Below are 21954 nucleotides of genomic sequence, written 5' to 3'. Positions count from 1 at the left end.
ATTGAACGGTCAGACAGCAGGGTTGGGGCTTTGAGGGTGCGTCGGCGTACGGCAGGAACGATCGCGATGGTGTCCGCACTGGGCATGACGACGGTTCTGGGCGGCTGCGGGAGTACGGGCTCCTCCGACGTGACACTGAGACTCGTCGCCGCCGACTACGGCGACTCCGCCGCCGACAGCTCCCAGAAGTACTGGGACTCCCTGGTCAAGGAGTACGAGTCCCAGCACCCCGGCGTGAAGATCGACGTCAGCGTCTACTCCTGGAACGACGTCGACCGCAAGGTCAAGGACATGGTCGACGCCGGCAAGGCCCCGGACATGGCCCAGATCGGCGCCTACGCCGACTACGCGGCCGCCGGAAAGCTCTACCCGGCCTCCGATCTGCTCTCCATCCGCACGCAGGCCGACTTCCTCTCCCCGCTCTCCGAGGCCGGGCAGTGGAACCACACGCAGTACGGCATCCCGTTCGCGGCCTCCACGCGCGTGCTCTTCTACAACAAGACCCTGTTCGCCAAGGCCGGCCTCACCCCGCCCACCACCTGGGACGAGCTGGCCGCCGACGCCAAGGCGCTCAAGGACAAGGGAGTGAAGTACCCCGTCGCGCTGCCGCTCGGCCCCGAGGAGGCCCAGGCCGAGACCATGCAGTGGCTGCTGAGCGGCAGCAGCGGCAGCGACGGCGGCAACGGCTACACCGACGACATCGGCACCTACACCATCGACTCCGCGCAGAACGTCCAGACCTTCACCTGGCTCAAGGACGACCTGGTCGGCAAGGGTCTGACCGGCCCCGTCGCACCCGGCAGGCTGAACCGCGCGACCGCCTTCGCCGCCTTCGCCGACGGCCAGGTGGGCATGGTCGACGGGCATCCCACGCTGATCCAGCAGGCCCAGAAGAAGGGCGTGCAGTTCGGCATGGTGCCGATGCCGGGGCGCACCGGCGTGGCCAGGGCCTCGATGGGGGTGGCCGACTGGATGATGGCGTTCAAGCAGGGCGGGCACCGCGACCGGATAGGCGACTTCCTCGACTTCGTCTACAGCGAGAAGAACGTCCTCGGCTTCTCCCGCGAGTACGGCCTGCTGCCGGTCACCGCGTCCGCCTCCAACGCCATGAGCGCGTCGGACTCCGCGTCCGACAAGGCCCTGCACCCCTTCCTGGACCAGTTGCCCACCTCGGAGCTGTACCCCGTCGGCAAGACCTCCTGGGCGTCGGTCAGCGCGGCCGTGAAGCAGAACATCGGCCAGGCGGTCGCCCCCGGCGGCGACCCGGCCGGCGTCCTGACCCGCCTCCAGGCGACGGCGGCAGCGGCCGACAGCAACAGCAAGAACTGAGCCCTCTGTCGGTGCCCGGCGCTACGGTGGCTGCCATGGAACTCGGCCACCGCGAACAAGCCGTCCTCGCGCTCGAGCGCCGGGGCTTTCCCGGCCCCGGCGCCAAGGAACGGGCGATCCGCGAGGAGCTGGGCCTGTCCCCGGTCCGCTACTACCAGCTGCTGAACGCGTTGCTGGACGACGAGCGGGCTCTGGCCCTGGATCCCGTGACCGTGAACCGGCTCCGCCGGGTCCGGGAGTCCCGGCGCTCGGAGCGCTGAGGAGTGGACGGGGCCCTTCGCGGATAGTGTCGCCGTATGGGCACCCATACGACGGACTCGACCCACCCGATGGACCCCCTGCCGACCCCGCAGACCCGGCCCGGCCGGGACGGACTCACCGCTCTGCTCGCGCAGCCGCGCACCGCGCTCGTCGGTCTGGACTTCGACGGCACCCTGGCCCCCATCGTCGCCGACCCCGAGCAGGCCCGCGCCCACCCCGAGGCCCTGTCGGCCCTCGCCGCCCTCGCCCCGAAGGTGGCCTCCGTCGCCGTGATCACCGGCCGGCCCGCCGGGGTCGCGGTGCGCTACGGCGGCTTCTCCGGCGTGCCGGGCCTGGAGCACCTGACCGTCCTCGGCCACTACGGTGCCGAACGCTGGGACGGTGCCACCGGCACCGTCACCGCTCCGGCCCCGCACCCCGGCGTCGCGGCGGTCCGCGCCGAACTGCCGGGCGTGCTGGACCGCGCCGGCGCCTGGCACGGCACCTGGATCGAGGAGAAGGGCCGGGCGGTCGCGGTGCACACCCGCCGCGCCGACGACCCGCAGGCCGCGTTCGAGGCCCTGCGCGGCCCCCTCACCGACCTCGCCACCCGCCACGGCCTGATCGTCGAACCCGGCCGCATGGTCCTGGAGCTGCGCCCGCCGGGCATGGACAAGGGAGTGGCGCTCGCCGACCACGTCCGCAAGACGGGCGCCGGGACCGTCCTCTACGCCGGCGACGACCTGGGCGACCTCCCCGCCTTCGCCGCCGTCGAAAAGCTCCGCTCCGACGGCATCCCCGGCCTGCTGGTCTGCAGCGGCAGCACGGAGGTCACCGAACTGGCGGAGCGGGCGGACGTGGTGGTCGACGGCCCGGCCGGCGTCGTCCACCTGCTGCGGGCGCTGGCGGCCCGGCTGCCGTAGCTACCGCTGCAGTGCCTCCAGCTGATCGAGGAACCAGCGGGCGGGCGGCAGCGCGGTGGCCGCCGCGGCCAGCCGCTTGGAGCGCTCCGCCCGCTCGGCCGCCGGCATGCTCAACGCAGCGTGCAGGGCCTCGGCCGTACCCCCGATGTCGTACGGGTTCACCACGAGCGCGTCGGTGCCCAGCTCCTCGTACGCCCCCGCCTCCCGGGACAGCACCAGCGCGCAGCCCTCGTCGGAGACGACCGGCACCTCCTTGGCGACCAGGTTCATGCCGTCCCGGATGGGATTGACCAGCGCCACGTCGGCGAGCCGGTACGCGGCCAGGGAGCGGGCGAAGTCGTCCTTGACGTGCAGCACGACCGGGGTCCAGCCGGGCGTCCCGTACCGCGCGTTGATCCCGTCGGCCACCCGCTGCACCTCGGCGGTGTAGTCGCGGTACACGGCGAGGTCCTGCCGCGACGGATAGGCGAACGCGACGTGCACCACCTGCTCCCGCCACTCGGGGTGGTCGTCGAGCAGCTGCCGGTACGCCAGCAGTCCGCGCACGATGTTCTTCGAGAGCTCGGTGCGGTCCACGCGCACGACGGCGCGGCGGCCCTCGCCGATCTCCTCCCGCAGCGTCGCCATCCGCTGGTCCACGTCCGGCTCGTGGGCCCGCTTGCGCAGGAAGTCCGCGTCCGCGCCGAGCCCGTGCACCCCGATCCGCGTGTCCGTGGCGGCCTCCGGTCCCAGCACCGCATGACAGCACGCCCTGAACGCGTCCGCCCACCGGTGGGTCAGGAACGCCGCCCGGTCCGCGCCGAGGATGCCGTTCAGCAGGGCGGCCGCGATGTCGTCGGGGAGCAGCCGGAAGTAGTCCGGCGGCGCCCACGGGGTGTGGGAGAAGTGGCCGATCCGCAGGTCGGGGCGTAGCTCACGGAGCATCCCGGGGACCAGGCACAGGTGGTAGTCCTGCACCAGCACCGCCGCCCCCTGGGCCGCCGCCTCGGCCAGCGCCTCGGCGAACGCCCGGTTGTAGGCCTCGTAGGACGCCCACTGCCGCCGGAACTCCGTGTCGAAGACGGGCTCCAGCGGGGTCTGGTACAGCATGTGGTGGACGAACCAGAGCACCGAGTTGGCGATGCCGTTGTAGGCGTCCGTGTGCACCGCCGCGTCGATGTCGAGCATCCGCACCCGCTGCCCGCCGGTGTCCTCGGCCGGCAGCACCCCGCCGTCCGCCCGCCGTACGGCCTCCCGGTCGCCGTCGCCGAGCGCCGCGCACACCCACAGCGAGTCCGCGTCCGACCCGATGGCCGACAGGCCCGAGACCAGCCCGCCGCCGCCCCGCTTGGCGCGCAGCGAGCCGGGCCCGCCGGTCCCCTCGTCGGCGTACACCGTGTACGAAACCGGGCCGCGGTTGGACGCGACCAGCACCTGAGCTCTCTGAACAGCACCGTGCGTGGAAGCCATGGTCCTCAACCTAGCCCGGCCCGGAAACGCTCAAACGTACGGCCACGTCCGGCACGCCGCCGTATACGACCGGTTCACGCCACCTTCCGCTCGGCGTACTCCGCGATGTCCACCATGGGCGGCCGCTCCTCGGTGTCCACCGAGTAGGTGCGCGGCTCGAAGCCCTCCTCGCCCCGCTCGAACTGGGTCAGCGCCGGCCGGATCAGATGCCCCCGGGCCAGCCGGAGCTGGGCGGTGCGGTAGATCGCCGCCGCCATCCGGCCCAGCGCCTGCCCGTCCTGGTGCCGGTGCTTGCGCACGCCCACGTCCACCTGCGCCAGCGCGTCCAGTCCGACCAGGTGCAGGGCGTCGACCAGCATGCCCAGCTCCACGCCGTACCCGACCGGGAACGGCAGCTGTTCCAGCAGCGAGCGCCGGGCCGCGTACTCGCCGCCCAGCGGCTGCACGAATCCGGCCAGCTGCGGCCAGTGCATGTTCAGCAGCGGACGGGCCATCAGCTCGGTGACCCGGCCGCCCTGGCCGGCCGCCCCCGCCAGCGGGCGGTCGTACATCGCCTTGACCAGGTCCACGTCCGGTTCGGTGAGCAGCGGGCCGACGATCCCGGAGACGAAGTCGGAGGAGAACTCCCTGAGGTCGGCGTCGATGAAGCAGACGATGTCGCCGCCGGTCACCAGCAGCGAGCGCCACAGCACCTCACCTTTTCCGGGAACGGCGGGAAGCCTGGGCAGGATCTCGTCCCGGTGAACGACCCGCGCGCCCGCGGCGGCGGCGACCGCCGAGGTGCGGTCGGTGGAGCCGGAGTCGACGACCACGATCTCGTCGACGAGCGGGACCTGCTCGACGAGGTCCTGACGGATGACCGCGACGATGTCACCGACCGTCTCCTCCTCGTTGAGCGCGGGCAGCACGACGCTGATCGTCTGGCCCGTGCGCTGTTTGGCGGCGAGTATGCGGTGGAGCGGGCGATCGGCCACGGACCAGGAGCGGGTGGCCAGCCAGCGCTCGACTTCTTCCAGCACGGTCTGCGGCTCCTCACTGTTCGTGATCACATGGGTCGACTGTGTGATCCATCTCGCGGTTCGGACGACTATCTCAACTGTCCTGGCCTTCGGTTACAGTCTTGAACAACGCCGATGACCATCGCATGTCGGGGGTCCGCGCGCGTTCACAACCGCATACCGCTCATCCAGAGGGGCAGAGGGACACGGCCCGATGAAGCCCCGGCAACCCTCCAGCCGGTACTCGTCTTCGCAGCGAGGCTCCCGGCTAGGGAAGGTGCCAAATCCGTCTCACGGCGAGATGCGTCGTGAGGAAGATGAGGAGAAAGGGCCTCGCCTCCATGGCTGTGCAGACAGTTGCAAACTCCAGCAGTTCCACCGTCGACCTCGGTCCCGCCGCGGCCCTGAGCTGTCGCGAGTGCGGTCACCGCGTCCCGCTCGGCCCGGTCTTCGCCTGCGAGGAGTGTTTCGGCCCGCTGGAGATCGCCTACGACTTCTCCGCCCACGACACCGAGGAACTGCGCCGCCGCATCGAGGCCGGCCCCGCGAACATCTGGCGCTACGCGCCGCTGCTGCCCGTCCCGGCCGACGTGGCCGACAAGCCGAACCTGAACCCGGGCTGGACCAAACTCGTCAAGGCGGACAACCTCGCCGCCGAACTCGGCGTCACCGGCGGCCTGTTCGTCAAGGACGACTCCGGCAACCCGACGCACTCCTTCAAGGACCGCGTGGTCGCGCAGGCCCTGGAGGCCGCCCGCGCCTTCGGCTTCACCACCCTGTCCTGCTCCTCCACCGGCAACCTCGCCGGTGCCGTCGGCGCCGCCGCGGCCCGCGCCGGCTTCCGCTCCTGCGTGTTCATCCCGCACGACCTGGAGCAGGGCAAGGTCGTCATGGCCGCGGTCTACGGCGGCGAGCTCGTCGGCATCGAGGGCAACTACGACGACGTGAACCGCTTCTGCTCCGAGCTGATCGGCGACCCGGCCGGCGAGGGCTGGGGCTTCGTCAACGTCAACCTGCGGCCGTACTACGCGGAGGGGTCCAAGACCCTGGCGTACGAGATCTGCGAGCAGCTCGGCTGGCGGCTGCCCGACCAGATCGTGGTCCCGATCGCCTCCGGTTCCCAGCTCACCAAGATCGACAAGGGTCTGCAGGAGCTGATCAAGCTGGGTCTGGTCGAGGACAGGCCGTACAAGATCTTCGGCGCGCAGGCCGAGGGCTGCTCGCCGGTGTCCACCGCCTTCAAGGCCGGGCACGACGTGGTCCGCCCGCAGAAGCCGAACACCATCGCCAAGTCCCTGGCGATCGGCAACCCGGCCGACGGCCCCTACGTGCTGGACATCGCGCGCCGCACCGGCGGTGCCGTGGAGGACGTGACGGACGAGCAGGTCGTGGACGCCATCAAGCTGCTGGCCCGTACCGAGGGCATCTTCGCGGAGACGGCGGGCGGGGTGACCGTCGGCGTCACCCGCAAGCTGCTCGAGGACGGCGTCCTGGACCCGGCGAAGACCACGGTGGTCCTCAACACCGGCGACGGCCTGAAGACCCTCGACGCGGTGGCCGGCACCGGTCTCACCGCCACCATCCGCCCGACCCTGGACTCCTTCCGAGAGGCTGGCCTCGCATGAGCGTGACCGTTCGCATCCCCACCATCCTGCGCACCTACACCGGGGGCCGGGCCGAGGTGACCGCCGAGGGCGGCACCCTCGCCGAGGTCATCGAGGACCTGGAGAAGAACCACACCGGCATCGCCGCCCGCGTCCTGGACGACCAGGGCAAGCTGCGCCGTTTCGTGAACGTCTACGTCAACGACGACGACGTCCGCTTCGAGCAGGGCCTGGAAACGGCGACCCCCGACGGCGCCGGCGTCTCCATCATTCCGGCGGTCGCCGGCGGCTGATCGTTACGGCGGTCGATCGTTACCTTGGGTAACTTCAGTTACTCATTGTTCATTGAATTGCCTCCTCCGTGAGAGAAGCGGAGGAGGCAATTCTGCGTGATTGAGCACGGTAGAGTTGGGGAACGCGTCCCCGGTCGGACCGGTCGGGGGCCCTGTATTCATGCCGCAGGCCCGACAAGAAGTAGCCAAAGTGCCCGGGTCGAATGCGGCATTTGTGGCTTTTATGGGGCCCGACTTGCCCCGAATTCCTATGAATTCTCGCTACATTCCGGACCGTTCCCGTCCAGAATTCTCGTCCGATTGACCTGTTGCAGACGGCAGTTGGACAGATACATTCAGCCGCGGTCGACGCGTTACGGCGCACGCCCCCGTCGATGGGGGGTGAGGTCTGACCCGGGTCCGCGAAGTGTGGATCTGTGCAAGGGCCAGTAATAGGGGAGTTAGGCATGGCTCAGGGCACCGTCAAGTGGTTCAACGCGGAGAAGGGGTACGGCTTCATCGCGGTCGACGGTGGTGCGGATGTTTTCGTCCACTACAGCGCGATCCAGATGGACGGATACCGCACCCTGGAAGAGGGGCAGCGGGTCGACTTCGAGATCTCGCAGGGCCAGAAGGGCCCGCAGGCGGACATGGTCCGGCTGGCGACCAGCTGAAGCACGCGTCGACTGACAGCGACGTTCTTCTGTTTCATCGTCGAAGGGCCCGCACCTCCCGGGGTGCGGGCCCTTCGTCCTGCCCGGCGCGCCCCTGTTCGCGCGCGGCTGAGCGCGCCCTGCGGCACCCCCGGGGCGCTTGCACTCGGAGGTGCCGAGTGCTAATCATTGGCGTTAGCACTCTGAAGGTGAGAGTGACAAAGAAGGACCGGGTCGGTGAGGCCCGCAGGCCACGTGGGGCAAGGAACCACAGGCCGGCGAGCCGTCCGTCGCGGGCGCGGGCGCGGTCCGAAGGAATCACCCCCAGTCCTGGAGGGACCACTTCACATGGCCAAGATCATCGCGTTCGACGAGGAGGCGCGGCGCGGCCTCGAGCGCGGCATGAACCAGCTCGCGGACGCCGTCAAGGTGACGCTCGGCCCCAAGGGTCGCAACGTCGTCCTCGAGAAGAAGTGGGGCGCCCCCACGATCACCAACGATGGCGTCTCCATCGCCAAGGAGATCGAGCTCGAGGACCCGTACGAGAAGATCGGCGCCGAGCTGGTCAAGGAAGTCGCCAAGAAGACGGACGACGTCGCCGGTGACGGTACGACCACCGCGACCGTGCTCGCCCAGGCCCTGGTCAAGGAAGGCCTGCGCAACGTCGCCGCCGGGGCCAACCCGATGGCCCTCAAGCGCGGTATCGAGAAGGCCGTCGAGGCCGTCTCCGCCGCCCTGCTGGAGCAGGCGAAGGACGTCGAGACCAAGGAGCAGATCGCCTCCACCGCGTCCATCTCCGCCGCCGACACCCAGATCGGCGAGCTCATCGCCGAGGCCATGGACAAGGTCGGCAAGGAAGGCGTCATCACCGTCGAGGAGAGCAACACCTTCGGTCTGGAGCTCGAGCTCACCGAGGGCATGCGCTTCGACAAGGGCTACATCTCCGCCTACTTCGCGACCGACATGGAGCGCATGGAGGCGTCGCTCGAGGACCCGTACATCCTCATCGCCAACTCCAAGATCTCCTCGGTCAAGGACCTGCTCCCGCTCCTCGAGAAGGTCATGCAGTCGGGCAAGCCGCTGCTGATCATCGCCGAGGACGTCGAGGGCGAGGCCCTGTCGACCCTGGTCGTCAACAAGATCCGCGGCACCTTCAAGTCCGTCGCCGTCAAGGCCCCGGGCTTCGGTGACCGCCGCAAGGCCATGCTCGGCGACATCGCCATCCTCACGGGCGGCGAGGTCATCTCCGAGGAGGTCGGCCTCAAGCTGGAGAACGCGACCCTGGACCTCCTGGGCCGCGCCCGCAAGGTCGTCATCACCAAGGACGAGACCACCATCGTCGACGGTGCCGGCTCCTCGGAGCAGGTCAACGGCCGCGTGAACCAGATCCGCGCCGAGATCGAGAACAGCGACTCGGACTACGACCGCGAGAAGCTGCAGGAGCGCCTGGCGAAGCTCGCCGGCGGTGTCGCGGTCATCAAGGCCGGTGCCGCCACCGAGGTGGAGCTCAAGGAGCGCAAGCACCGCATCGAGGACGCCGTCCGCAACGCGAAGGCGGCCGTCGAGGAGGGCATCGTCGCCGGTGGTGGCGTGGCCCTGCTGCAGGCCTCCCAGGTCTTCGAGAAGCTGGAGCTCGAGGGTGACGAGGCGACCGGCGCCAACGCCGTGCGCATCGCGCTCGAGGCCCCGCTGAAGCAGATCGCCGTCAACGCCGGCCTCGAGGGCGGTGTCGTGGTGGAGAAGGTGCGCAACCTGACCCCGGGCCACGGCCTGAATGCCGCGACCGGCGAGTACGTCGACCTGGTCGCCGAGGGCATCATCGACCCGGCGAAGGTGACCCGTTCCGCTCTGCAGAACGCCGCCTCCATCGCCGCGCTGTTCCTCACCACCGAGGCCGTCATCGCCGACAAGCCGGAGAAGGCCGCCGCGCCCGCCGGCGGTGGCATGCCGGGCGGTGACATGGACTTCTGATCGACCTGACGGTTGATCGCCTGTCCTTGGGACCGAGGGCGGCACGTCCAGCTTCTGGCTGGGGGTGCCGCCCTCGGGCGTTTTCATCGGGCTCGGTCGGCGTAGTCCTTCAGCTTTTCGGTGTCGAGGGTGATGCCCACCGGAGGCGGCAGCTCGACGGTCGCTCCCCAGGGGCGGGTGGAGCACTCCGGCGCGAGGAAGCCGTCCGTGATGGCACGGCCTTTGCGGTAGGCCTCGGCCCTGACGCCTCGCTCGGGCGCGAGGCCGGCATGGCCTTTACGACTACCTTTCCGTTGACGTACTCGAGCCGCACGGTTTCGGGCGCGGCCTCGGCCAGCTCCTCGCACTCCTCCTCTCCATCGTGCCCCTGAGTGGTCATGCCGGACCGTGGAGGCCGTCATGCGGGTGCTCTTTCTCGACGTTTGAGGGACATCGCAGCGCGGATCTCGGCTGCGTGGACTTGGACTGCTGAAGCGGGCAGGGGGGCGTTGGAGCGCGTCGGCGCCCGCCCGCCCCGGCATCCCGCGCACACGCCCCCCGGCAGTGCCTCCGGTCGCCCCGGCACCCCGCATTCCGAGCACTCCAGGACTCGGCGGGGCGCCGGGCGGGGGACCGGTTCGGATGGGAGTTTGTCGATGAGGCGGCGGCGGACCAAGGCGGCCGGGTGGTGGACCGGCGTCGGCAGTCCCTCCGTCAGCGCGCGGAGAACGGCCTCGTCGGTGGCCCCCCGTGCGAACCACTCCGTCAGGAGCGGGGCGAGCGCGGCGCAGTCGGCGGCGGAGAGGGACAGGACGGGAGCCGTTCGGCCGAGGGCCGCGAGGAGGATGTGGGCGCGGGAGCGGGTGGGGCCGGGCCGTTCGGGCGGGTGCGGGTTCTCCGGTACGGCGCCGCGCGTGAACGCCGCCCACCAGGCGTCGTCGCGTGCGGTTCGGGACCACCACGATCGGGTGATCCAGCGCGAGCCCCCGTCTTCCGTCTCCAGCCGCTCCCTCCCTCGCCGCAAGTGCCCCGCCGCCTGGATGCGGTTGAGGGCCGTACGCAGTGCGCACTGGCCGTAGGGGAGCTGCTTGGCCAGCGTTTTCACGGAGATGTCGGCGCCGTCGGGGAGGCGGTCGACGTACGCGGCGATGGCGGCTTCACGGGGCGGGAGGTGCCCGAAGTCATGCTTGGTGCGGCGGTGTTGGTCCGGAGCGGAGCGCTTGCCGTAGCCCGGGTTGGCCATCGGGTGAAAGGAGGCGTGCGCGGGCGGGAGGGCAGGACTAAACTTGGCTTCAGCCACGGGATCGCCCTTTTCGATCTCGTCGGTCAAGCCCCCGCAGGTGTTGGCGCACCTGGCGGGGGCTGTTCGTTATGCGGGGACGCTAGAGGATCGTCACCATGCGTGGCAAGTTGAGTGCGGGGCGTCAACTGGCGGGGTGGGTGGGCGGGTTGAGACCCCACCCATTCCGTGCAAAGAGGGCTCGGGGCTCAAGGCTTGAGGTTCGCGACGAACGCCGACCAGGCCTCCGGCCGGAAGATGAGCTTCGGGCCGTCGGGGTTCTTCGAGTCCCGGACGGGAGCGAGGGTGGGGAAGTCGTGGGTGACTTCCAGGCAGTCGTTGCCGCCTTGGCTGTAGCTCGACTTGCGCCAGGTGGCCGTGCTCAGGTCAGGGGTGTTCCTCATGTGCGTAATCCTGCGCCAACGCCTCGATCAGGGCCAGGGACTTCTCTTGCGAGAGTGCGGATGCCACGAGGAGGTCGAACACGAACCTCAGTTGGGCGACGGTGGGCGGGTCGTCCTCCAGACGCCCGTTGCGCACTCCCTCGAAGTAGACCAGGGGAGGGGCGTCTGCGAATTCCATCAGCTTCAGCGCCCCCTGCATCGCCGTGTGCGCACCGGCGCCGAACGGCAGCACCTGCACGATGACCCGACTGCGGCGGGACAGATCGGCGACGCGGTGCAGGGCCTCAGCCATCACCGCCCGGCCGCCGGTCTCCCGGCGCAACGCCGCCTCGTCAAGCACCGTCCACAACAAGGGCTTTGTTGGGTGATCCAGCAGACGGATCCGATCCATCCTGCCTTCCACCCACTCTTCGATGGTCTCATCCGGCGCCGTCGGATCGTAGGCACGGTTCACGGCCCGGGCGTACGCGGGCGTCTGCAGCAGCCCTGGGATGAGAAGTGGCGTGTACTGCCTGATCGCCGTTGCATGAGCCTCGGCCTCCGCCACCATCTCGAAGTGCTCCTCGAACTTCGACTTGGCCGCCGCCCCGCAGTTCCGGCGGAAGAAGCCGTCCGTCTCCAGCACTTCATCCAGCATCCGCGCATACTCCGGCTGCATCCGCCGCGTCCCCGCCTCCAGCTGCCCGATGAACGACCCGCTCACGAACAGCCGCTGGCCCAGTTGCTCCTGGCTCAGCCCCGTCCGCTCCCGGGCGTGCCGTAACTCGGCACCCAGCAGGGCGCGGGGCGACGACGACGGGTCGAGGTCCTTCGGTCCGGCCATGGCAACTCCCTGTCACACAGATGGGCTTGTTGGGACGCCGTATCTGGCCAGGCTAGGGCGCCGACGGCCACGCTGTGTGGTGAACGGGAACACTCTGCGTGGAGGGATTGGAGCAATGGAGGCGAAGGAAACGGCCGCGGGCGAACGACCCGCCCGTACGCCCGAGTACGCCGTCGATACGCGCAGCGGACGGCTCGGTGAGGTGATGGGGCAGGTGGGCGGCCGGGTGCAGCTGCGCCCCATCGGGGGAGGGCGGGAGTGGGACTGTCCGCCCGGATCGGTCGAGCCGGCGCCGCCGGACGAGGTGCTGCGGGAGCGGGTGCGGCGACTGAACCGGGAGAGCGTGAGCGGCGTCACGTGAAGGACTTTCCGGAGGCGGAATGTGGGGCAGCGCATAGGCGGTTACTTAAGGAGCTGCAACAATGCGTGCTCACATACCGACCGGTTAACATCGCCACTCACGAGGAGCCCCCCACGTGACCGTCACGCCCGCTGCCGCCTCCCGCGCGGCCCAGGTCCTGTCCCGCCCGATCGCGCTCAACGGCCTCACCGTCCCGAACCGGATAGTGATGGCGCCGATGACCCGGATGTTCTCCCCGGGCGGCGTCCCCGGCGAGGACGTGCGCTCGTATTACGCCCGCCGCGCCGCCGCCGGTGTCGGACTGATCGTCACCGAGGGCACCTATGTGGGCCACGAGTCGGCCGGCAACAGCTCGCGCGTGCCCCGGTTCCACGGCGAGGAGCAGCTTGCGGGATGGGCGAAGGTCGCCGAGGACGTGCACGCGGCGGGCGGCACCATCGTGCCCCAGCTGTGGCACATCGGCATGGTCCGCGAGCAGGGTCAGAACCCCTTCCCGGACGCGCCCGCCGTCGGCCCCTCCGGCCTGGTCACCGCGGGCGCCGAGCCCACCGGCAAGGCCATGACCCAGAAGGACCTGGACGACGTCGTCGCCGCGTTCGCGCAGGCCGCCGCGGACGCCGAGCGCATCGGCTTCGACGGCGTGGAGATCCACGGCGCCCACGGCTACCTCGTCGACCAGTTCCTGTGGGCGGGCACCAACACCCGCACGGACGCGTACGGCGGCGACCCGGTGGCCCGCACGAAGTTCGCCGCGGAGATCGTCGCCGCGGTCCGCGAGCGGGTGTCCGCCGAGTTCCCGGTGATCTTCCGCTACTCGCAGTGGAAGCAGCAGGACTACACCGCCCGGCTCGCCGAGACCCCGGAGGAGCTGGAAGCCATCCTCACCCCGCTCGCCGCGGCCGGCGTCGACGTCTTCCACGCCTCCACCCGCCGCTACTGGCTGCCGGAGTTCGACGGCTCGGACCTGAACCTGGCCGGCTGGACGAAGAAGCTCACGGGCAAGCAGGTCATCACCGTCGGCTCGGTCGGCCTCGACGGCGACTTCGTCGGCGCCTTCCAGGGCGAGGGCTCCCCGGTCAAGGCCATCGACAACCTCCTCGACCGCCTGGAGGCCGAGGAGTTCGACATGGTCGCCGTCGGCCGCGCGCTGCTCCAGGACCCCGAGTGGGCCGCCAAGGTGCTCGCCGACCGTTTCGACCAGCTGAAGCCGTACGACGCGGCCGCGCTGAAGACGCTCAGCTGACCCCGCGAGCGGGGAAGAGGGGGGACTACAGGTTGCCCAGCGGCTCGATGTCCACGCGCACCGGTGTCCCCCACACCCGCAGCACCTCGTAGTCGGTGAACTCGTGCACGAGCCGGTACGCCATCGCCGGCCGGGATCCGCGCCGCTGGGCGGCGAGGTACGCCTCCGCCTCGCGCCGGTCCCGCCGGGGCGTGCCGCACAGCTGCCACTCCTGCCCGTTCCACGCCTCGGGCAGCCAGCGTTGCTGGGGCTGGGGCCGGTCGCCGCGCACGCCGTAGCGGGAGGGGGCCCGGTCCGGGGCCTCGGTGGCCGGGGGTCTGCCCTGGTATTCGGACCGCCGGGCGGCCCGGCGCCGGGTCTCGCACAGCAGGCAGCGGTCCGGGGCGCTCTCGTCGACCGGTCCGTTCGGGTGCTCGGCGCAGCGGGTGGTGGGCGCGTTCGTGCCGACCGTCTCGTCCAGCAGGTCGAGGGCGCGCCGTAGATCGGCCTTCACCTCGTGCAGCCGGGCGTCCGGGGTGTCGGCGGTCAGCACCTCCCCGTGCTCCCCGAGCAGCCGCAGCGCCCGGCCGAGGGCGGCGATCTGGGCGTGGTTCATGGTGCGACGGTAGCGCCCCGGGGGCGGCGGGGACACATGCCGACCGCCCTCGGAGGCCACGGGCCCCGAAGGCACGTGTCAGCCGGGACAGCCGCGGGCTCAGCGGGATGACGAGCCCAGTGATCGACGCCCTTCGACGCTTCGGCGCCGCTCATCCCGGGGACCACAACGCCCACCATCATCCTTGGCTCACCCTCGTCTGGCGTACCCCCTGCGGCCCGTCGGACCGCTGAGGGACCGGAGGGCGGCCGTCAGCCGCGGAGGCGGTCGAGGGCGCTCTCCGCCCCGCAGGCGGGTGCGGCGGCGAGGGTGCCGGCGGCCGTCGACAGGGGGGAGACGGGAGCAAGCGCGGGCAGTACGGCGAGGTTCTCGGCGCACCTCACGGCGGCGTCGTCAAAGCCGCGGCCGTCGGCGTGGGCTGGGGCGGCCAGCGCCGCGGCGGAGGCCGTGAGGGCGGCGGTGACCAGGAGCTTCTTCATCATGACCGGGGGAACGACCGGTCCGGGCGGTACGTCACGCGGGTGCGCCCACCCGGGGACGGCGGGGAAAGCCGAAGAGGTAGGTCGCCAGGAAGCCGACGAGGTAGCCGGTGAGCAGACCGCCCCCGTAGATCGCTGCCGCCACCCCCGCGCCCCTGTTCCCCGTCAGCAGCGGGAACAGCGCCCAGCCCGAAGGCCCGATCGCCGTCGCCCCCACCCGGGTGCCGAGCGTCGCGAAGAAGCCGACGAACGCCCCGCCCGCCGCCCCGCCCGCGCAGGCCGTCAGGAACGGCCGGCCGAGGGGGAGGGAGACGCCGTAGATCAGCGGTTCACCGACGCCCAGCAGCCCGGCCGGGAGCGCCGAACGGATCGTCGTGCGCAGCGGAACGTGGGAGGCGTCGTGGCGCAGGCGGACGTAGACCGCGAGCGCCGCGCCGACCTGGCCCGCACCCGCCATGGCCAGCAGGGGGAGCAGAACGGTGTAGCCCTGCTGCTCGATGAGGGTGGTGTGGATCGGGATGAGGGCCTGGTGCAGGCCCAGCATGACCAGCGGCAGGAACAGCCCGCCGAGGACCAGTCCGGCCACGGCTCCGGCGGTGGCCAGCAGCCAGTTCGCCGCCGTGCCGATCGCCGTCGCCACCGCGCCGGCGGTGTACATCAGGCCGTACAGCGTCACCAGACCCGAGACGAGGACGGTGACCGTCGGGGTGAGGAGCACGTCCAGCGCGCCCGGCACCCGGCCCCGGACCCACTTCTCCACCCGGGTCGCGAGCCACGCCGCCGCGAGCGCGCCGAGCACCCCGCCCTGTCCGGGCGCCAGGTGTGTGCCGAACACCGTCACCTTCGCCACGCCCGGATACACGACCACGGCCGCTACCGCACCACCCAGCACGGGTGTGCCGCCGAACTCGCGTGCCGTGTTGTACCCGACGAACACCGCGATCAGCGCCAGGAAGGCGGAGGCGATCGCGGACAGGGCCGGGGTCAGCGCGGGCAGCCGACCGGTGTTCAGCAGCACGCCGTTGAGCCCGGCCAGGACGCCGCAGCCGATCAGGGCGGGGATGAGCGGGACGAAGACGCCCGCGATCCGGCGCAGGGCGGTCCTGAAGGCGGTGACCGGGCCCGCGGACCGGGCACCGGGCTCCCCCGAAGGCGCGCCGGCCGGCTCCGGCCGGGCGGTGGTGCGGACCCGCGCCGCCCCCGCGGCCGCCGCCACGTCCGCCTCCACCGCGGCCGTGACCTCGTCGACCACTCCGGGCCCCAGCACGATCTGCCAGGCGGGCCCGTCGGACACCACCCCGAGCACACCCGGCAGCGCCCGCAGCCCCTCCTCGTCCGCCGCCGCCGGGTCGGCGAGGACCACCCGGAGGCGGGTCACGCAGTGGGTCACGGAGGTGACGTTGGCCGGGCCGCCGACCAGGGTGAGGACGGCGGTCGCGGTGGAGACGGGGTCGTTGCGCACGCCCCGAGCGTGCGGGTCAGCGGGCCGCGTGCGCCAGCGCGGCACGCAGATGGCCGCCGGACTCCTCCAGAAGGCGGGCGGCCGTCGGGCCGTCGACATCGGCGAGGAGGGTGAGGATCGCGTTCTTCACCTCGCCGCCGGACTCGATGAGGGCCTTCTCGATCTCCTCGTCCGAAGCGCCCGTGGCCAGGGAGACGATCCGGCGGGAACGGGCCCGTAGCTTGTCGTTCGACGCCCGGACGTCGACCATCAGGTTCCCGTAGGTCTTGCCGAGCCGGATCATCGTGATGGTCGAAAGCATGTTCAGGACCAGCTTCTGGGCCGTGCCCGCCTTCAGCCGGGTGGACCCCGTGATCAGCTCCGGCCCCACGACCACCTCGATGCCGTGCTCGGCGGCGGCCGCGAGCGCGCTGTGCTCGTTGCAGGCCACGCCGACGGTCAGCGCGCCCAGCGCGCGGGCGTGCTCCACGGCGCCGATCGCGTAGGGGGTGCGGCCGGAGGCGGAGACGCCCACCACCGTGTCGTCGGGGGCGAGCCGCAGCGCGTCCAGGTCCCGGCGGGCGAGCTCTGCGGAGTCCTCCGCGCCCTCGACGGAGGTCACCATCGCCTCCGGCCCGCCCGCGATCAGGCCGACCACCTGCGCGCGGTCGGTGTTGAAGGTGGGCGGGCACTCCGAGGCGTCCAGGACACCGAGCCGGCCGGCCGTCCCGGCACCCGCGTAGATGAGCCGGCCGCCACGCGTCATGCGCTCGGCGATGGCGTCGATGGCGGCGGCGATCCGGGGCAACTGGGTGGCGACGGCAGCGGGCACCCCGGCGTCCTCGCCGTTCATGAGGCGGGCGATGTCGAGGGTGGGCAGGCGGTCGATGTCGGCGAGCTCGGGACGGAAGGCCTCGGTGGTCAGGGAGGCCAGCTGACGGCGCAGGTCATGGGAGGTCATGGGGAGCGGCTCTCTCAGGTTCGGGTGCCTGTTCGCGTGTTGTTGCTCACCTGGGGCTGGTGCGATGCCGATGAGCCAGCGCCTCGTACGACGCGGCCAGTGCGGGCGCCGCCGTCTCGTACGTCCGCTGGGCCACTCCCACGAACAAACAGTCCACCACGAGCAGTTGACTGGTACGCGAGGACATCGCGGCCGGCCGCAGCTCGCTCTCCCGTGAGGTGGACGTGGTCAGTACGTGGTCGGCGTACTGGGTGACCGGCGAGTCCGGCCGGCCGGTGATGGCCACCGTGGTGGCCCCGCGCTCGAACGCGACCCGCAGCGGCTCGATGACGTCCCCCGTCGAGCCGGAGTGGGTGATCGCGATCGCCACGTCGCCCGAGCGGAGCTGCACCGCGTTGGTCACCGCGAGGTGCGGATCGCTGTGGGCGTGGGCTATGAGGCCTATGCGGAGCAGCTTCTGCGTGAGGTCCTGGGCGACCAGCCCGGACGCCCCTATGCCGTACACGTCCGTACGCCGCGCGCCGGCCAGGGCGCCCACGGCCGCGCCGAGCTGGACGGTGTCGAGTCCGGCGGCCGTGTCGGCGAGGGTCTGCTGTTCCTCGTAGGCGAGTTTGGCGACGACGTCGGCGATCGGGTCGTCCACCGCGATGTCGGTCGTGATCGCGGGCGCGCGGCCCGACTGCTGCTGCGCGGCGAGCCCGGCGAGGGCCAGACGCAGATCGCGGTAGCCGGGATAGCCGAGGAGCCGCGCGGTGCGCACGACCGTGGCCTCGCTGGTGCCGGTGAGCTCGGCGAGGCCGGTGACCGTCAGGGCGGCGCAGCCGGCCGGGTCGCTCGCGACCGCCTCGGCGACCCGCTGCATGGACCGGGTCATGGAGGGGGCGAGGGTGCGCACCTTTGCGGCGAGGGAGCCGCCCGGAGTTCCGAAAATTTCCTTCACGTCCTGGGTCACGAATGAAAGATATTTTCGGTTCGGCCCCGCGGTCAAGAGTGCGCACAATGGGTTGTATGGAGCCCATCAGTCCCCTTGAGCAGGTCCTGCATGCCGCCCGAGCGCTCGTGCTCGCCGACCTGGTCGCCGGCGATGTCGCGGAGGCGGACGTGGTCTCGCTGGTCGAGGACTCCGTCGCGGAGCGGCGCTGGTGGGTCGAGCAGTGGCCGGACGGCGTCACCTATGTGGCCGGGCTGGTCGCCCAGGACGTACAGGACGCGCTGCTGGACCGGTACGGCCGGTGGCCGCTGTGCCCGGTGTGCGGCACCGGTGACCCGCACGCGCTGGACGTCGAACCCGAACTGGGCCCCGACCCGCACTGGGTGTGCCACAAGGCGGGCGTGAAGGTCGCGGCCGTGGGTTCGCTGGGCTCGGCCACCGGCGGACTGCCCTCGTCGTGACGCTGTACATCGACCCGCCCGCCTGGCCCGGACACGGACGCATGTGGTCGCACCTGGTCAGCGACGTGTCGTACGACGAACTCCACGCGTTCGCCGCGACGCTGGGCGTTCCGCGGCGCGCCTTCGAGCGGGACCACTACGATCTTCCGTCGCACCGGTACGCGGACGCGGTGGCCGCCGGAGCGGTGGAGACCAGCAGCCGCGAAGTGGTGCGGCTGCTGCGGGAATCGGGGCTGCGCAGACCCAAGGGGCTCGGTCAGCGACGCAGCTCGTAGGCCAGCTCCGCGTCGTCCTCACCGCCCGCCGGGACGAACCCGGCCCGGGTGACCACCGCCTGCGAGGCGGTGTTGTCCCGCTCGACGGTCGCGAACAGGGAGCTGACGTCTTCCCTGGCCAGCGCCCACTTCGCCAGCGCGCGCAGGGCCTCGGTGGCGTACCCCTGGCCGCGGGCGCCCTCGACGAGGTCGTAGCCGATCTCCACCCGGCCGTCCTCGTCCGGGACGCTGTGGAAGCCCATGCCGCCGATCGCGCGGCCGTCCTCGTGCCGTACGAGCACGAAGACCCCGAACTCCGGCCGGTGGACGCCGGTTTCGTACGCCTTCATCAGGAAGGAGGCGGCCTCCCTGGTGCCCTCGTACGGACCACCGTCGAGCCAGGTGAAGCCGCCGTCGCCGCCCAGGCGCAGATCGTGGGCGGCCGTCGGGCGGACACCGGTCAGGGTGAGGCGCTCGGCGGGGATGACGAGGTTGTTGTACCAGCGCCATTCGGTGACCGGGGCGCGGCCGGGCAGCGTCCCGCGGCCGGTGGCCCACAGCAGGGTCGGCCACGGGGCCGGGCCGGGCTGGACGTGCGGGAAGAGGCAGGCCAGGAGCGACTCGACGAGCTCGGCCGGAGGCTCGTAGGCGATCCCCAGCCCCTCGGCCATGTCATGGGTGTGCAGCAGCACCTCGGCGATGCCCATCGCGGCGAAGCCCTCGGCGTCGGCGCTGCGGAAGGGGTAGGGGTGGAAGCCGCGGACGCCGGGCGGTGCGGTGCGTACGGCTGCGGCGAGCAGGGCACCGGTCGTCTCGACGACGTGCAGCAGGCCCGCGTTGCCGGTGCCCTCGTCGAGGGTGAGTTCGAACGGGAGGTAGGCGTCCTGCGCCCGTCCGGCCAGGTTGGCGGCGTAGGCGACGAGGTCGTCGGCGACGTGGACGGCGGTGGTGTGGCAGTCCCACTCCAGCCCCCCGGCCCGTACGGCCCTCCAGTCCCGGTCGACGGCCGTGCGCAGTGCCGCCGTGCAGCCTGCCACGGCCGCGGTGACATCGTCCCCGTTTATGGCTCGCATGAGGCGAACCCTAGGCGGCCGGCGCCCTCAGGTCGACAGCATTTCCAGCTCGGAGGCGAGGTTGTAGCGGGCGGTGGTCTCCCAGTGCTCGCGGCCGTACGGTGTGCGGAACAGCCGTGGGAGTTCCAGGAGTTGGCGCAGAACCGCCGAACGCCCCTCCCGGAAGGCGTCGTTCGGCACGAAGTGGTACTCCTCGCGGACCTCGGCGGTGTAGGCGGCGTACGCCGACGGGGCCGCGGCCAGGATCGCGAGATCCGCGTCGCACAGCACCTGGCCGTCGCGGTCGTCGTCGGCCGGGTCGTGCGTGACGGTGAGCCGGACCAGCCGGGCCACCTCGGCCGTCGTGTCCTGCGCGACCCCGGCCTCCGGGAGCGCGCGTTCGGCCAGGCGGGCGGACCGCTCCTCGTTCGTCGACCGCTCGGGCAGATAGACGGCGTCGTGGAACCAGGCTGCCAGACGTACGACATCCGGGTCGTCCGCGTACGTCTCGAGCGCGTCGATGCGGTCGAGGACCGCTGCCAGATGCTCGACGGTGTGGTACCGGCGCTGTGGCTCCTGCCAGCGGCGCAGCAGGGCATCGGCGTACCGGTACGGGTCGGGGTGGCAGGAGTCCTGCCGTGTCGCGAGCAGGGCACGCACCCAGCGGGAACGCAGGTCGTCGAGATCGGCCATGCCGTCATTCTCACGCCGGGCGACCCGATGCACCTAGCGTGGCGCCCATGACTGACGTACAGGAAGTACGAGACCCCGAACTCCCCGGCCGGCTGCTCGCCGTCGAGCGGGACGCCCTGATACCGCTGCTGCGGTCGAGGCCGGACGCGGACTTCGCGCTGCCGGCCGTGGCGTGTCCGGGGTGGTCGGTGCGCGACGTGCTGGCGCACTGCTCGGCCGCGCTGATGCGGGTGGTGGAGAGCCGGTTCGAGAAGGGCGTGTTCTCGCCCGAGTCCAACGACCGGGACGTCGCGGAGCGGGCCGAGTGGTCGAACGCGCAGGTCCTGGACGAGCTGGAGCGCGGGATGACCGAAGCGGGCCCGGTGATCGCCAGGGCCGGCGGGGTGCTCGACATGATCGCGCTCGGTGAGTGGGTGCACGCCGGGGACGTACGGGAGGCCTTCGGCGCACCGGGGGCGTACGCGGGAGCCGGGCTGCCGGACGCGCTGACGCTGCTGGTCCGGATCACCAGGGAGAAGGAGCACCTGTCCCTGCACGCCGACCTCGACGACGTGGACGAGCCGCTGCGGCTCGGGGCGGCGGTGGCGGCGGGCCCGCCCGCGCGCTACATCGGCGACGCGCCCACCCTCGTACGGCTGTACGCGGGGCGGCCGGTGAACGAAGGCGGGTACGAGCTGGCCGGCGCGCGGGAGGGGGAACTCAACATCTTCGGGTGAAGGCCGCTCCGGCACAGGCGTAGTCTTGGAATTGGACTAGACCTGTACCGGGCGGCCGTACGGGCCGACCCGTGCCCGAAGAACGCCGAGGAATGGGGTGCCATGAGCAAGCGTGCAGTCCTGGAGGTGATCGCGCTCGACGTAGAGGACGCGGTCGCCGCCCAGGCCGGAGGCGCGGACCGCCTGGAGCTGGTCACCGACATGGCGGCCGACGGGCTCAGCCCCGCGCCCGCCACCGTCGCCCGGATCCGTGCCGCCGTCGACATCGACCTGCGCGTCATGCTCCGCCTCGCGGACGGGTTCGCCGCCGGTGACGTCCCGCGGCTCGTGGGGGTGGCCGCAGAGCTGCGGGAGGCGGGCGCCGACCAGTTCGTCCTCGGGTTCCTCGACACGGACGGCGGGGCGGACCTGTCGGCGGTGGAGCGGGTGGTCGACGCGCTGGACGGCTGCGCCTGGACCTTCCACCGGGCGATCGACCGCGCCGCCGACCGCGACGCCCTCCGCAAGCAGCTCGCCGACCTGCCCGGCCTCGACACCTTCCTCACCGCGGGCGCCGCCGGCGGGGTGGACGACGGGCTGCCGACACTGATCGCGGAGGCGGGACGCAACGGGGAGCCGGGGTACGGGCAGCAGGTGCTGGTCGGCGGCGGCCTGCGCCTGGACCATGTCCCGCGGCTGCGGACCGCCGGCATCGACGCCTTCCACATCGGTGGTGCGGCCCGCCCCGCGGGCTGGGCGGGGGCGGTTTCCGAGGGAGCCGTGCGGGAGTGGCGGACGGCACTGGACGCGGGGTAGCGCGGCGGGCCCACGGGCCGTACGCCGGTGCGGCGCCGTCGTGGCCGG

Annotated in this window: 25 protein-coding genes and 1 riboswitch; of the genes, 13 read left to right on the top strand and 12 right to left on the bottom strand. The window is 71.5% G+C overall.

Going from position 1 to position 21954, the window contains the following annotated elements; genetic code table 11:
- Window positions 1–66 precede the first annotated feature (66 nt).
- Genes ABZ919_RS31070 through otsB form a run of 3 tightly spaced genes read left to right on the top strand, consistent with a single transcriptional unit; the run spans window position 67 to window position 2492 of the window.
- On the top strand, window positions 67–1329 hold the full coding sequence (locus ABZ919_RS31070) for an extracellular solute-binding protein (protein ID WP_361254098.1): 1263 nt from the start codon (window positions 67–69) through the stop codon (window positions 1327–1329).
- A gap of 35 nt (window positions 1330–1364) precedes the next feature.
- Window positions 1365–1589, top strand: coding sequence for a DUF3263 domain-containing protein (locus ABZ919_RS31065; RefSeq protein ID WP_361254096.1), 225 nt, complete (start codon window positions 1365–1367; stop codon window positions 1587–1589).
- A gap of 36 nt (window positions 1590–1625) precedes the next feature.
- On the top strand, window positions 1626–2492 hold the full coding sequence (otsB, locus tag ABZ919_RS31060; RefSeq protein WP_361254094.1) for a trehalose-phosphatase: 867 nt from the start codon (window positions 1626–1628) through the stop codon (window positions 2490–2492).
- Here otsB and ABZ919_RS31055 read toward each other — a convergent pair whose 3' ends face one another.
- Window positions 2493–3941 carry a trehalose-6-phosphate synthase gene (locus ABZ919_RS31055; RefSeq protein WP_361254092.1) on the bottom strand — a complete coding sequence of 483 codons (1449 nt, stop codon included), beginning with the start codon at window positions 3939–3941 and terminating at the stop codon, window positions 2493–2495.
- A 74-nt stretch (window positions 3942–4015) separates the two neighbouring features.
- Window positions 4016–4960: a glucosyl-3-phosphoglycerate synthase gene (locus ABZ919_RS31050; protein WP_361254148.1), complete on the bottom strand. Its 945-nt coding sequence runs from the start codon at window positions 4958–4960 to the stop codon at window positions 4016–4018.
- 160 nt (window positions 4961–5120) lie between these two features.
- A riboswitch (SAM riboswitch) is annotated at window positions 5121–5263 on the top strand.
- A gap of 17 nt (window positions 5264–5280) precedes the next feature.
- On the opposite strand from ABZ919_RS31050, the gene thrC reads away from it, so the two are divergent.
- The 4 genes from thrC (at window position 5281) to groL (ending at window position 9439) form a co-directional block, all read left to right on the top strand.
- Window positions 5281–6564: a threonine synthase gene (gene thrC / locus ABZ919_RS31045; protein WP_361254090.1), complete on the top strand. Its 1284-nt coding sequence runs from the start codon at window positions 5281–5283 to the stop codon at window positions 6562–6564.
- On the top strand, window positions 6561–6836 hold the full coding sequence (locus ABZ919_RS31040) for a MoaD/ThiS family protein (RefSeq protein ID WP_361254088.1): 276 nt from the start codon (window positions 6561–6563) through the stop codon (window positions 6834–6836). Before thrC ends, ABZ919_RS31040 begins: the two co-directional genes overlap by 4 nt.
- Window positions 6837–7282: 446 nt before the next feature.
- A complete protein-coding gene (locus ABZ919_RS31035) occupies window positions 7283–7489 on the top strand; it encodes a cold-shock protein (protein ID WP_019057200.1) in 207 nt (68 codons plus the stop codon).
- A gap of 327 nt (window positions 7490–7816) precedes the next feature.
- Entirely contained in the window at window positions 7817–9439 is a 1623-nt protein-coding gene (gene groL, locus ABZ919_RS31030) for a chaperonin GroEL (RefSeq protein WP_228624502.1), read from the top strand.
- A gap of 397 nt (window positions 9440–9836) precedes the next feature.
- Here groL and ABZ919_RS31025 read toward each other — a convergent pair whose 3' ends face one another.
- From ABZ919_RS31025 to ABZ919_RS31015, 3 genes are all read right to left on the bottom strand, one after another.
- Complete coding sequence (locus ABZ919_RS31025) at window positions 9837–10661, bottom strand: hypothetical protein (protein WP_361254146.1); 825 nt, start codon at window positions 10659–10661, stop codon at window positions 9837–9839.
- A gap of 245 nt (window positions 10662–10906) precedes the next feature.
- On the bottom strand, window positions 10907–11101 hold the full coding sequence (locus ABZ919_RS31020) for a DUF397 domain-containing protein (RefSeq protein WP_361254087.1): 195 nt from the start codon (window positions 11099–11101) through the stop codon (window positions 10907–10909).
- Window positions 11085–11924, bottom strand: coding sequence for a helix-turn-helix transcriptional regulator (locus ABZ919_RS31015; protein ID WP_361254086.1), 840 nt, complete (start codon window positions 11922–11924; stop codon window positions 11085–11087). The genes ABZ919_RS31020 and ABZ919_RS31015 overlap by 17 nt, the downstream gene beginning before the upstream one ends.
- A 115-nt stretch (window positions 11925–12039) precedes the next feature.
- Here ABZ919_RS31015 and ABZ919_RS31010 point away from each other — a divergent pair, with 115 nt between their 5' ends.
- Together ABZ919_RS31010 and ABZ919_RS31005 are read left to right on the top strand one after the other, a co-directional pair.
- Window positions 12040–12285 carry a hypothetical protein gene (locus ABZ919_RS31010; protein ID WP_361254084.1) on the top strand — a complete coding sequence of 82 codons (246 nt, stop codon included), beginning with the start codon at window positions 12040–12042 and terminating at the stop codon, window positions 12283–12285.
- A gap of 115 nt (window positions 12286–12400) precedes the next feature.
- Window positions 12401–13528, top strand: a complete 1128-nt coding sequence (locus ABZ919_RS31005) for an NADH:flavin oxidoreductase (protein WP_361254082.1) — start codon at window positions 12401–12403, stop codon at window positions 13526–13528.
- Between the two features lie 25 nt (window positions 13529–13553).
- On the opposite strand, the gene ABZ919_RS31000 is transcribed toward ABZ919_RS31005, so the two are convergent.
- From ABZ919_RS31000 to ABZ919_RS30980, 5 genes are all read right to left on the bottom strand, one after another.
- Complete coding sequence (locus ABZ919_RS31000) at window positions 13554–14123, bottom strand: hypothetical protein (RefSeq protein WP_361254080.1); 570 nt, start codon at window positions 14121–14123, stop codon at window positions 13554–13556.
- A gap of 251 nt (window positions 14124–14374) precedes the next feature.
- Complete coding sequence (locus tag ABZ919_RS30995; protein WP_361254078.1) at window positions 14375–14605, bottom strand: hypothetical protein; 231 nt, start codon at window positions 14603–14605, stop codon at window positions 14375–14377.
- A 31-nt stretch (window positions 14606–14636) separates the two neighbouring features.
- Window positions 14637–16064, bottom strand: coding sequence for a PTS transporter subunit EIIC (locus ABZ919_RS30990; RefSeq protein ID WP_361254076.1), 1428 nt, complete (start codon window positions 16062–16064; stop codon window positions 14637–14639).
- Between the two features lie 16 nt (window positions 16065–16080).
- Complete coding sequence (gene murQ / locus ABZ919_RS30985) at window positions 16081–17004, bottom strand: N-acetylmuramic acid 6-phosphate etherase (RefSeq protein ID WP_361254074.1); 924 nt, start codon at window positions 17002–17004, stop codon at window positions 16081–16083.
- 46 nt (window positions 17005–17050) lie between these two features.
- The gene (locus tag ABZ919_RS30980; RefSeq protein WP_361254072.1) at window positions 17051–17956 is read right to left on the bottom strand and encodes a MurR/RpiR family transcriptional regulator; all 906 of its coding nucleotides are present in this window, start codon (window positions 17954–17956) and stop codon (window positions 17051–17053) included.
- A 56-nt stretch (window positions 17957–18012) separates the two neighbouring features.
- Between ABZ919_RS30980 and ABZ919_RS30975 the strand changes: the two genes are divergently transcribed.
- Together ABZ919_RS30975 and ABZ919_RS30970 are read left to right on the top strand one after the other, a co-directional pair.
- A complete protein-coding gene (locus ABZ919_RS30975; protein ID WP_361254071.1) occupies window positions 18013–18396 on the top strand; it encodes a hypothetical protein in 384 nt (127 codons plus the stop codon).
- A complete protein-coding gene (locus tag ABZ919_RS30970; protein WP_361254069.1) occupies window positions 18393–18671 on the top strand; it encodes a DUF4031 domain-containing protein in 279 nt (92 codons plus the stop codon). The genes ABZ919_RS30975 and ABZ919_RS30970 overlap by 4 nt, the downstream gene beginning before the upstream one ends.
- Here ABZ919_RS30970 and ABZ919_RS30965 read toward each other — a convergent pair.
- Complete coding sequence (locus tag ABZ919_RS30965; RefSeq protein WP_361254067.1) at window positions 18653–19723, bottom strand: GNAT family N-acetyltransferase; 1071 nt, start codon at window positions 19721–19723, stop codon at window positions 18653–18655. The genes ABZ919_RS30970 and ABZ919_RS30965 overlap by 19 nt on opposite strands.
- A 27-nt stretch (window positions 19724–19750) precedes the next feature.
- Complete coding sequence (locus ABZ919_RS30960) at window positions 19751–20395, bottom strand: hypothetical protein (protein ID WP_361254065.1); 645 nt, start codon at window positions 20393–20395, stop codon at window positions 19751–19753.
- A gap of 47 nt (window positions 20396–20442) precedes the next feature.
- On the opposite strand from ABZ919_RS30960, the gene ABZ919_RS30955 reads away from it, so the two are divergent.
- On the top strand, window positions 20443–21111 hold the full coding sequence (locus tag ABZ919_RS30955; protein ID WP_361254063.1) for a maleylpyruvate isomerase family mycothiol-dependent enzyme: 669 nt from the start codon (window positions 20443–20445) through the stop codon (window positions 21109–21111).
- Window positions 21112–21213: 102 nt separating this feature from the next.
- Complete coding sequence (locus ABZ919_RS30950; RefSeq protein WP_361254061.1) at window positions 21214–21906, top strand: copper homeostasis protein CutC; 693 nt, start codon at window positions 21214–21216, stop codon at window positions 21904–21906.
- Window positions 21907–21954: the final 48 nt, after the last annotated feature.

The sequence above is a fragment of the Streptomyces sp. NPDC046759 genome (genome assembly GCF_040645475.1).
Taxonomy (GTDB): Bacteria; Actinomycetota; Actinomycetes; order Streptomycetales; family Streptomycetaceae; genus Streptomyces.
This window is presented reverse-complemented; position numbering and strand designations above follow the sequence as displayed.

Bases quoted from the DNA above. Each gene is read 5' to 3' on its own strand.
- ABZ919_RS30965 (WP_361254067.1), bottom strand. From the start codon at position 19,723: ATGCGAGCCATAAACGGGGACGATGTCACCGCGGCCGTGGCAGGCTGC.
- thrC (WP_361254090.1), top strand. From the start codon at position 5,281: ATGGCTGTGCAGACAGTTGCAAACTCCAGCAGTTCCACCGTCGACCTC.
- ABZ919_RS31025 (WP_361254146.1), bottom strand. From the start codon at position 10,661: ATGGCCAACCCGGGCTACGGCAAGCGCTCCGCTCCGGACCAACACCGC.
- murQ (WP_361254074.1), bottom strand. From the start codon at position 17,004: ATGACCTCCCATGACCTGCGCCGTCAGCTGGCCTCCCTGACCACCGAG.
- ABZ919_RS30975 (WP_361254071.1), top strand. From the start codon at position 18,013: ATGGAGCCCATCAGTCCCCTTGAGCAGGTCCTGCATGCCGCCCGAGCG.
- ABZ919_RS31020 (WP_361254087.1), bottom strand. From the start codon at position 11,101: ATGAGGAACACCCCTGACCTGAGCACGGCCACCTGGCGCAAGTCGAGC.
- groL (WP_228624502.1), top strand. From the start codon at position 7,817: ATGGCCAAGATCATCGCGTTCGACGAGGAGGCGCGGCGCGGCCTCGAG.
- ABZ919_RS31055 (WP_361254092.1), bottom strand. From the start codon at position 3,941: ATGGCTTCCACGCACGGTGCTGTTCAGAGAGCTCAGGTGCTGGTCGCG.
- ABZ919_RS31065 (WP_361254096.1), top strand. From the start codon at position 1,365: ATGGAACTCGGCCACCGCGAACAAGCCGTCCTCGCGCTCGAGCGCCGG.
- ABZ919_RS31040 (WP_361254088.1), top strand. From the start codon at position 6,561: ATGAGCGTGACCGTTCGCATCCCCACCATCCTGCGCACCTACACCGGG.
- otsB (WP_361254094.1), top strand. From the start codon at position 1,626: ATGGGCACCCATACGACGGACTCGACCCACCCGATGGACCCCCTGCCG.
- ABZ919_RS31015 (WP_361254086.1), bottom strand. From the start codon at position 11,924: ATGGCCGGACCGAAGGACCTCGACCCGTCGTCGTCGCCCCGCGCCCTG.
- ABZ919_RS30995 (WP_361254078.1), bottom strand. From the start codon at position 14,605: ATGATGAAGAAGCTCCTGGTCACCGCCGCCCTCACGGCCTCCGCCGCG.
- ABZ919_RS31000 (WP_361254080.1), bottom strand. From the start codon at position 14,123: ATGAACCACGCCCAGATCGCCGCCCTCGGCCGGGCGCTGCGGCTGCTC.
- ABZ919_RS31035 (WP_019057200.1), top strand. From the start codon at position 7,283: ATGGCTCAGGGCACCGTCAAGTGGTTCAACGCGGAGAAGGGGTACGGC.
- ABZ919_RS30950 (WP_361254061.1), top strand. From the start codon at position 21,214: ATGAGCAAGCGTGCAGTCCTGGAGGTGATCGCGCTCGACGTAGAGGAC.
- ABZ919_RS31070 (WP_361254098.1), top strand. From the start codon at position 67: ATGGTGTCCGCACTGGGCATGACGACGGTTCTGGGCGGCTGCGGGAGT.
- ABZ919_RS30960 (WP_361254065.1), bottom strand. From the start codon at position 20,395: ATGGCCGATCTCGACGACCTGCGTTCCCGCTGGGTGCGTGCCCTGCTC.
- ABZ919_RS31010 (WP_361254084.1), top strand. From the start codon at position 12,040: ATGGAGGCGAAGGAAACGGCCGCGGGCGAACGACCCGCCCGTACGCCC.
- ABZ919_RS30955 (WP_361254063.1), top strand. From the start codon at position 20,443: ATGACTGACGTACAGGAAGTACGAGACCCCGAACTCCCCGGCCGGCTG.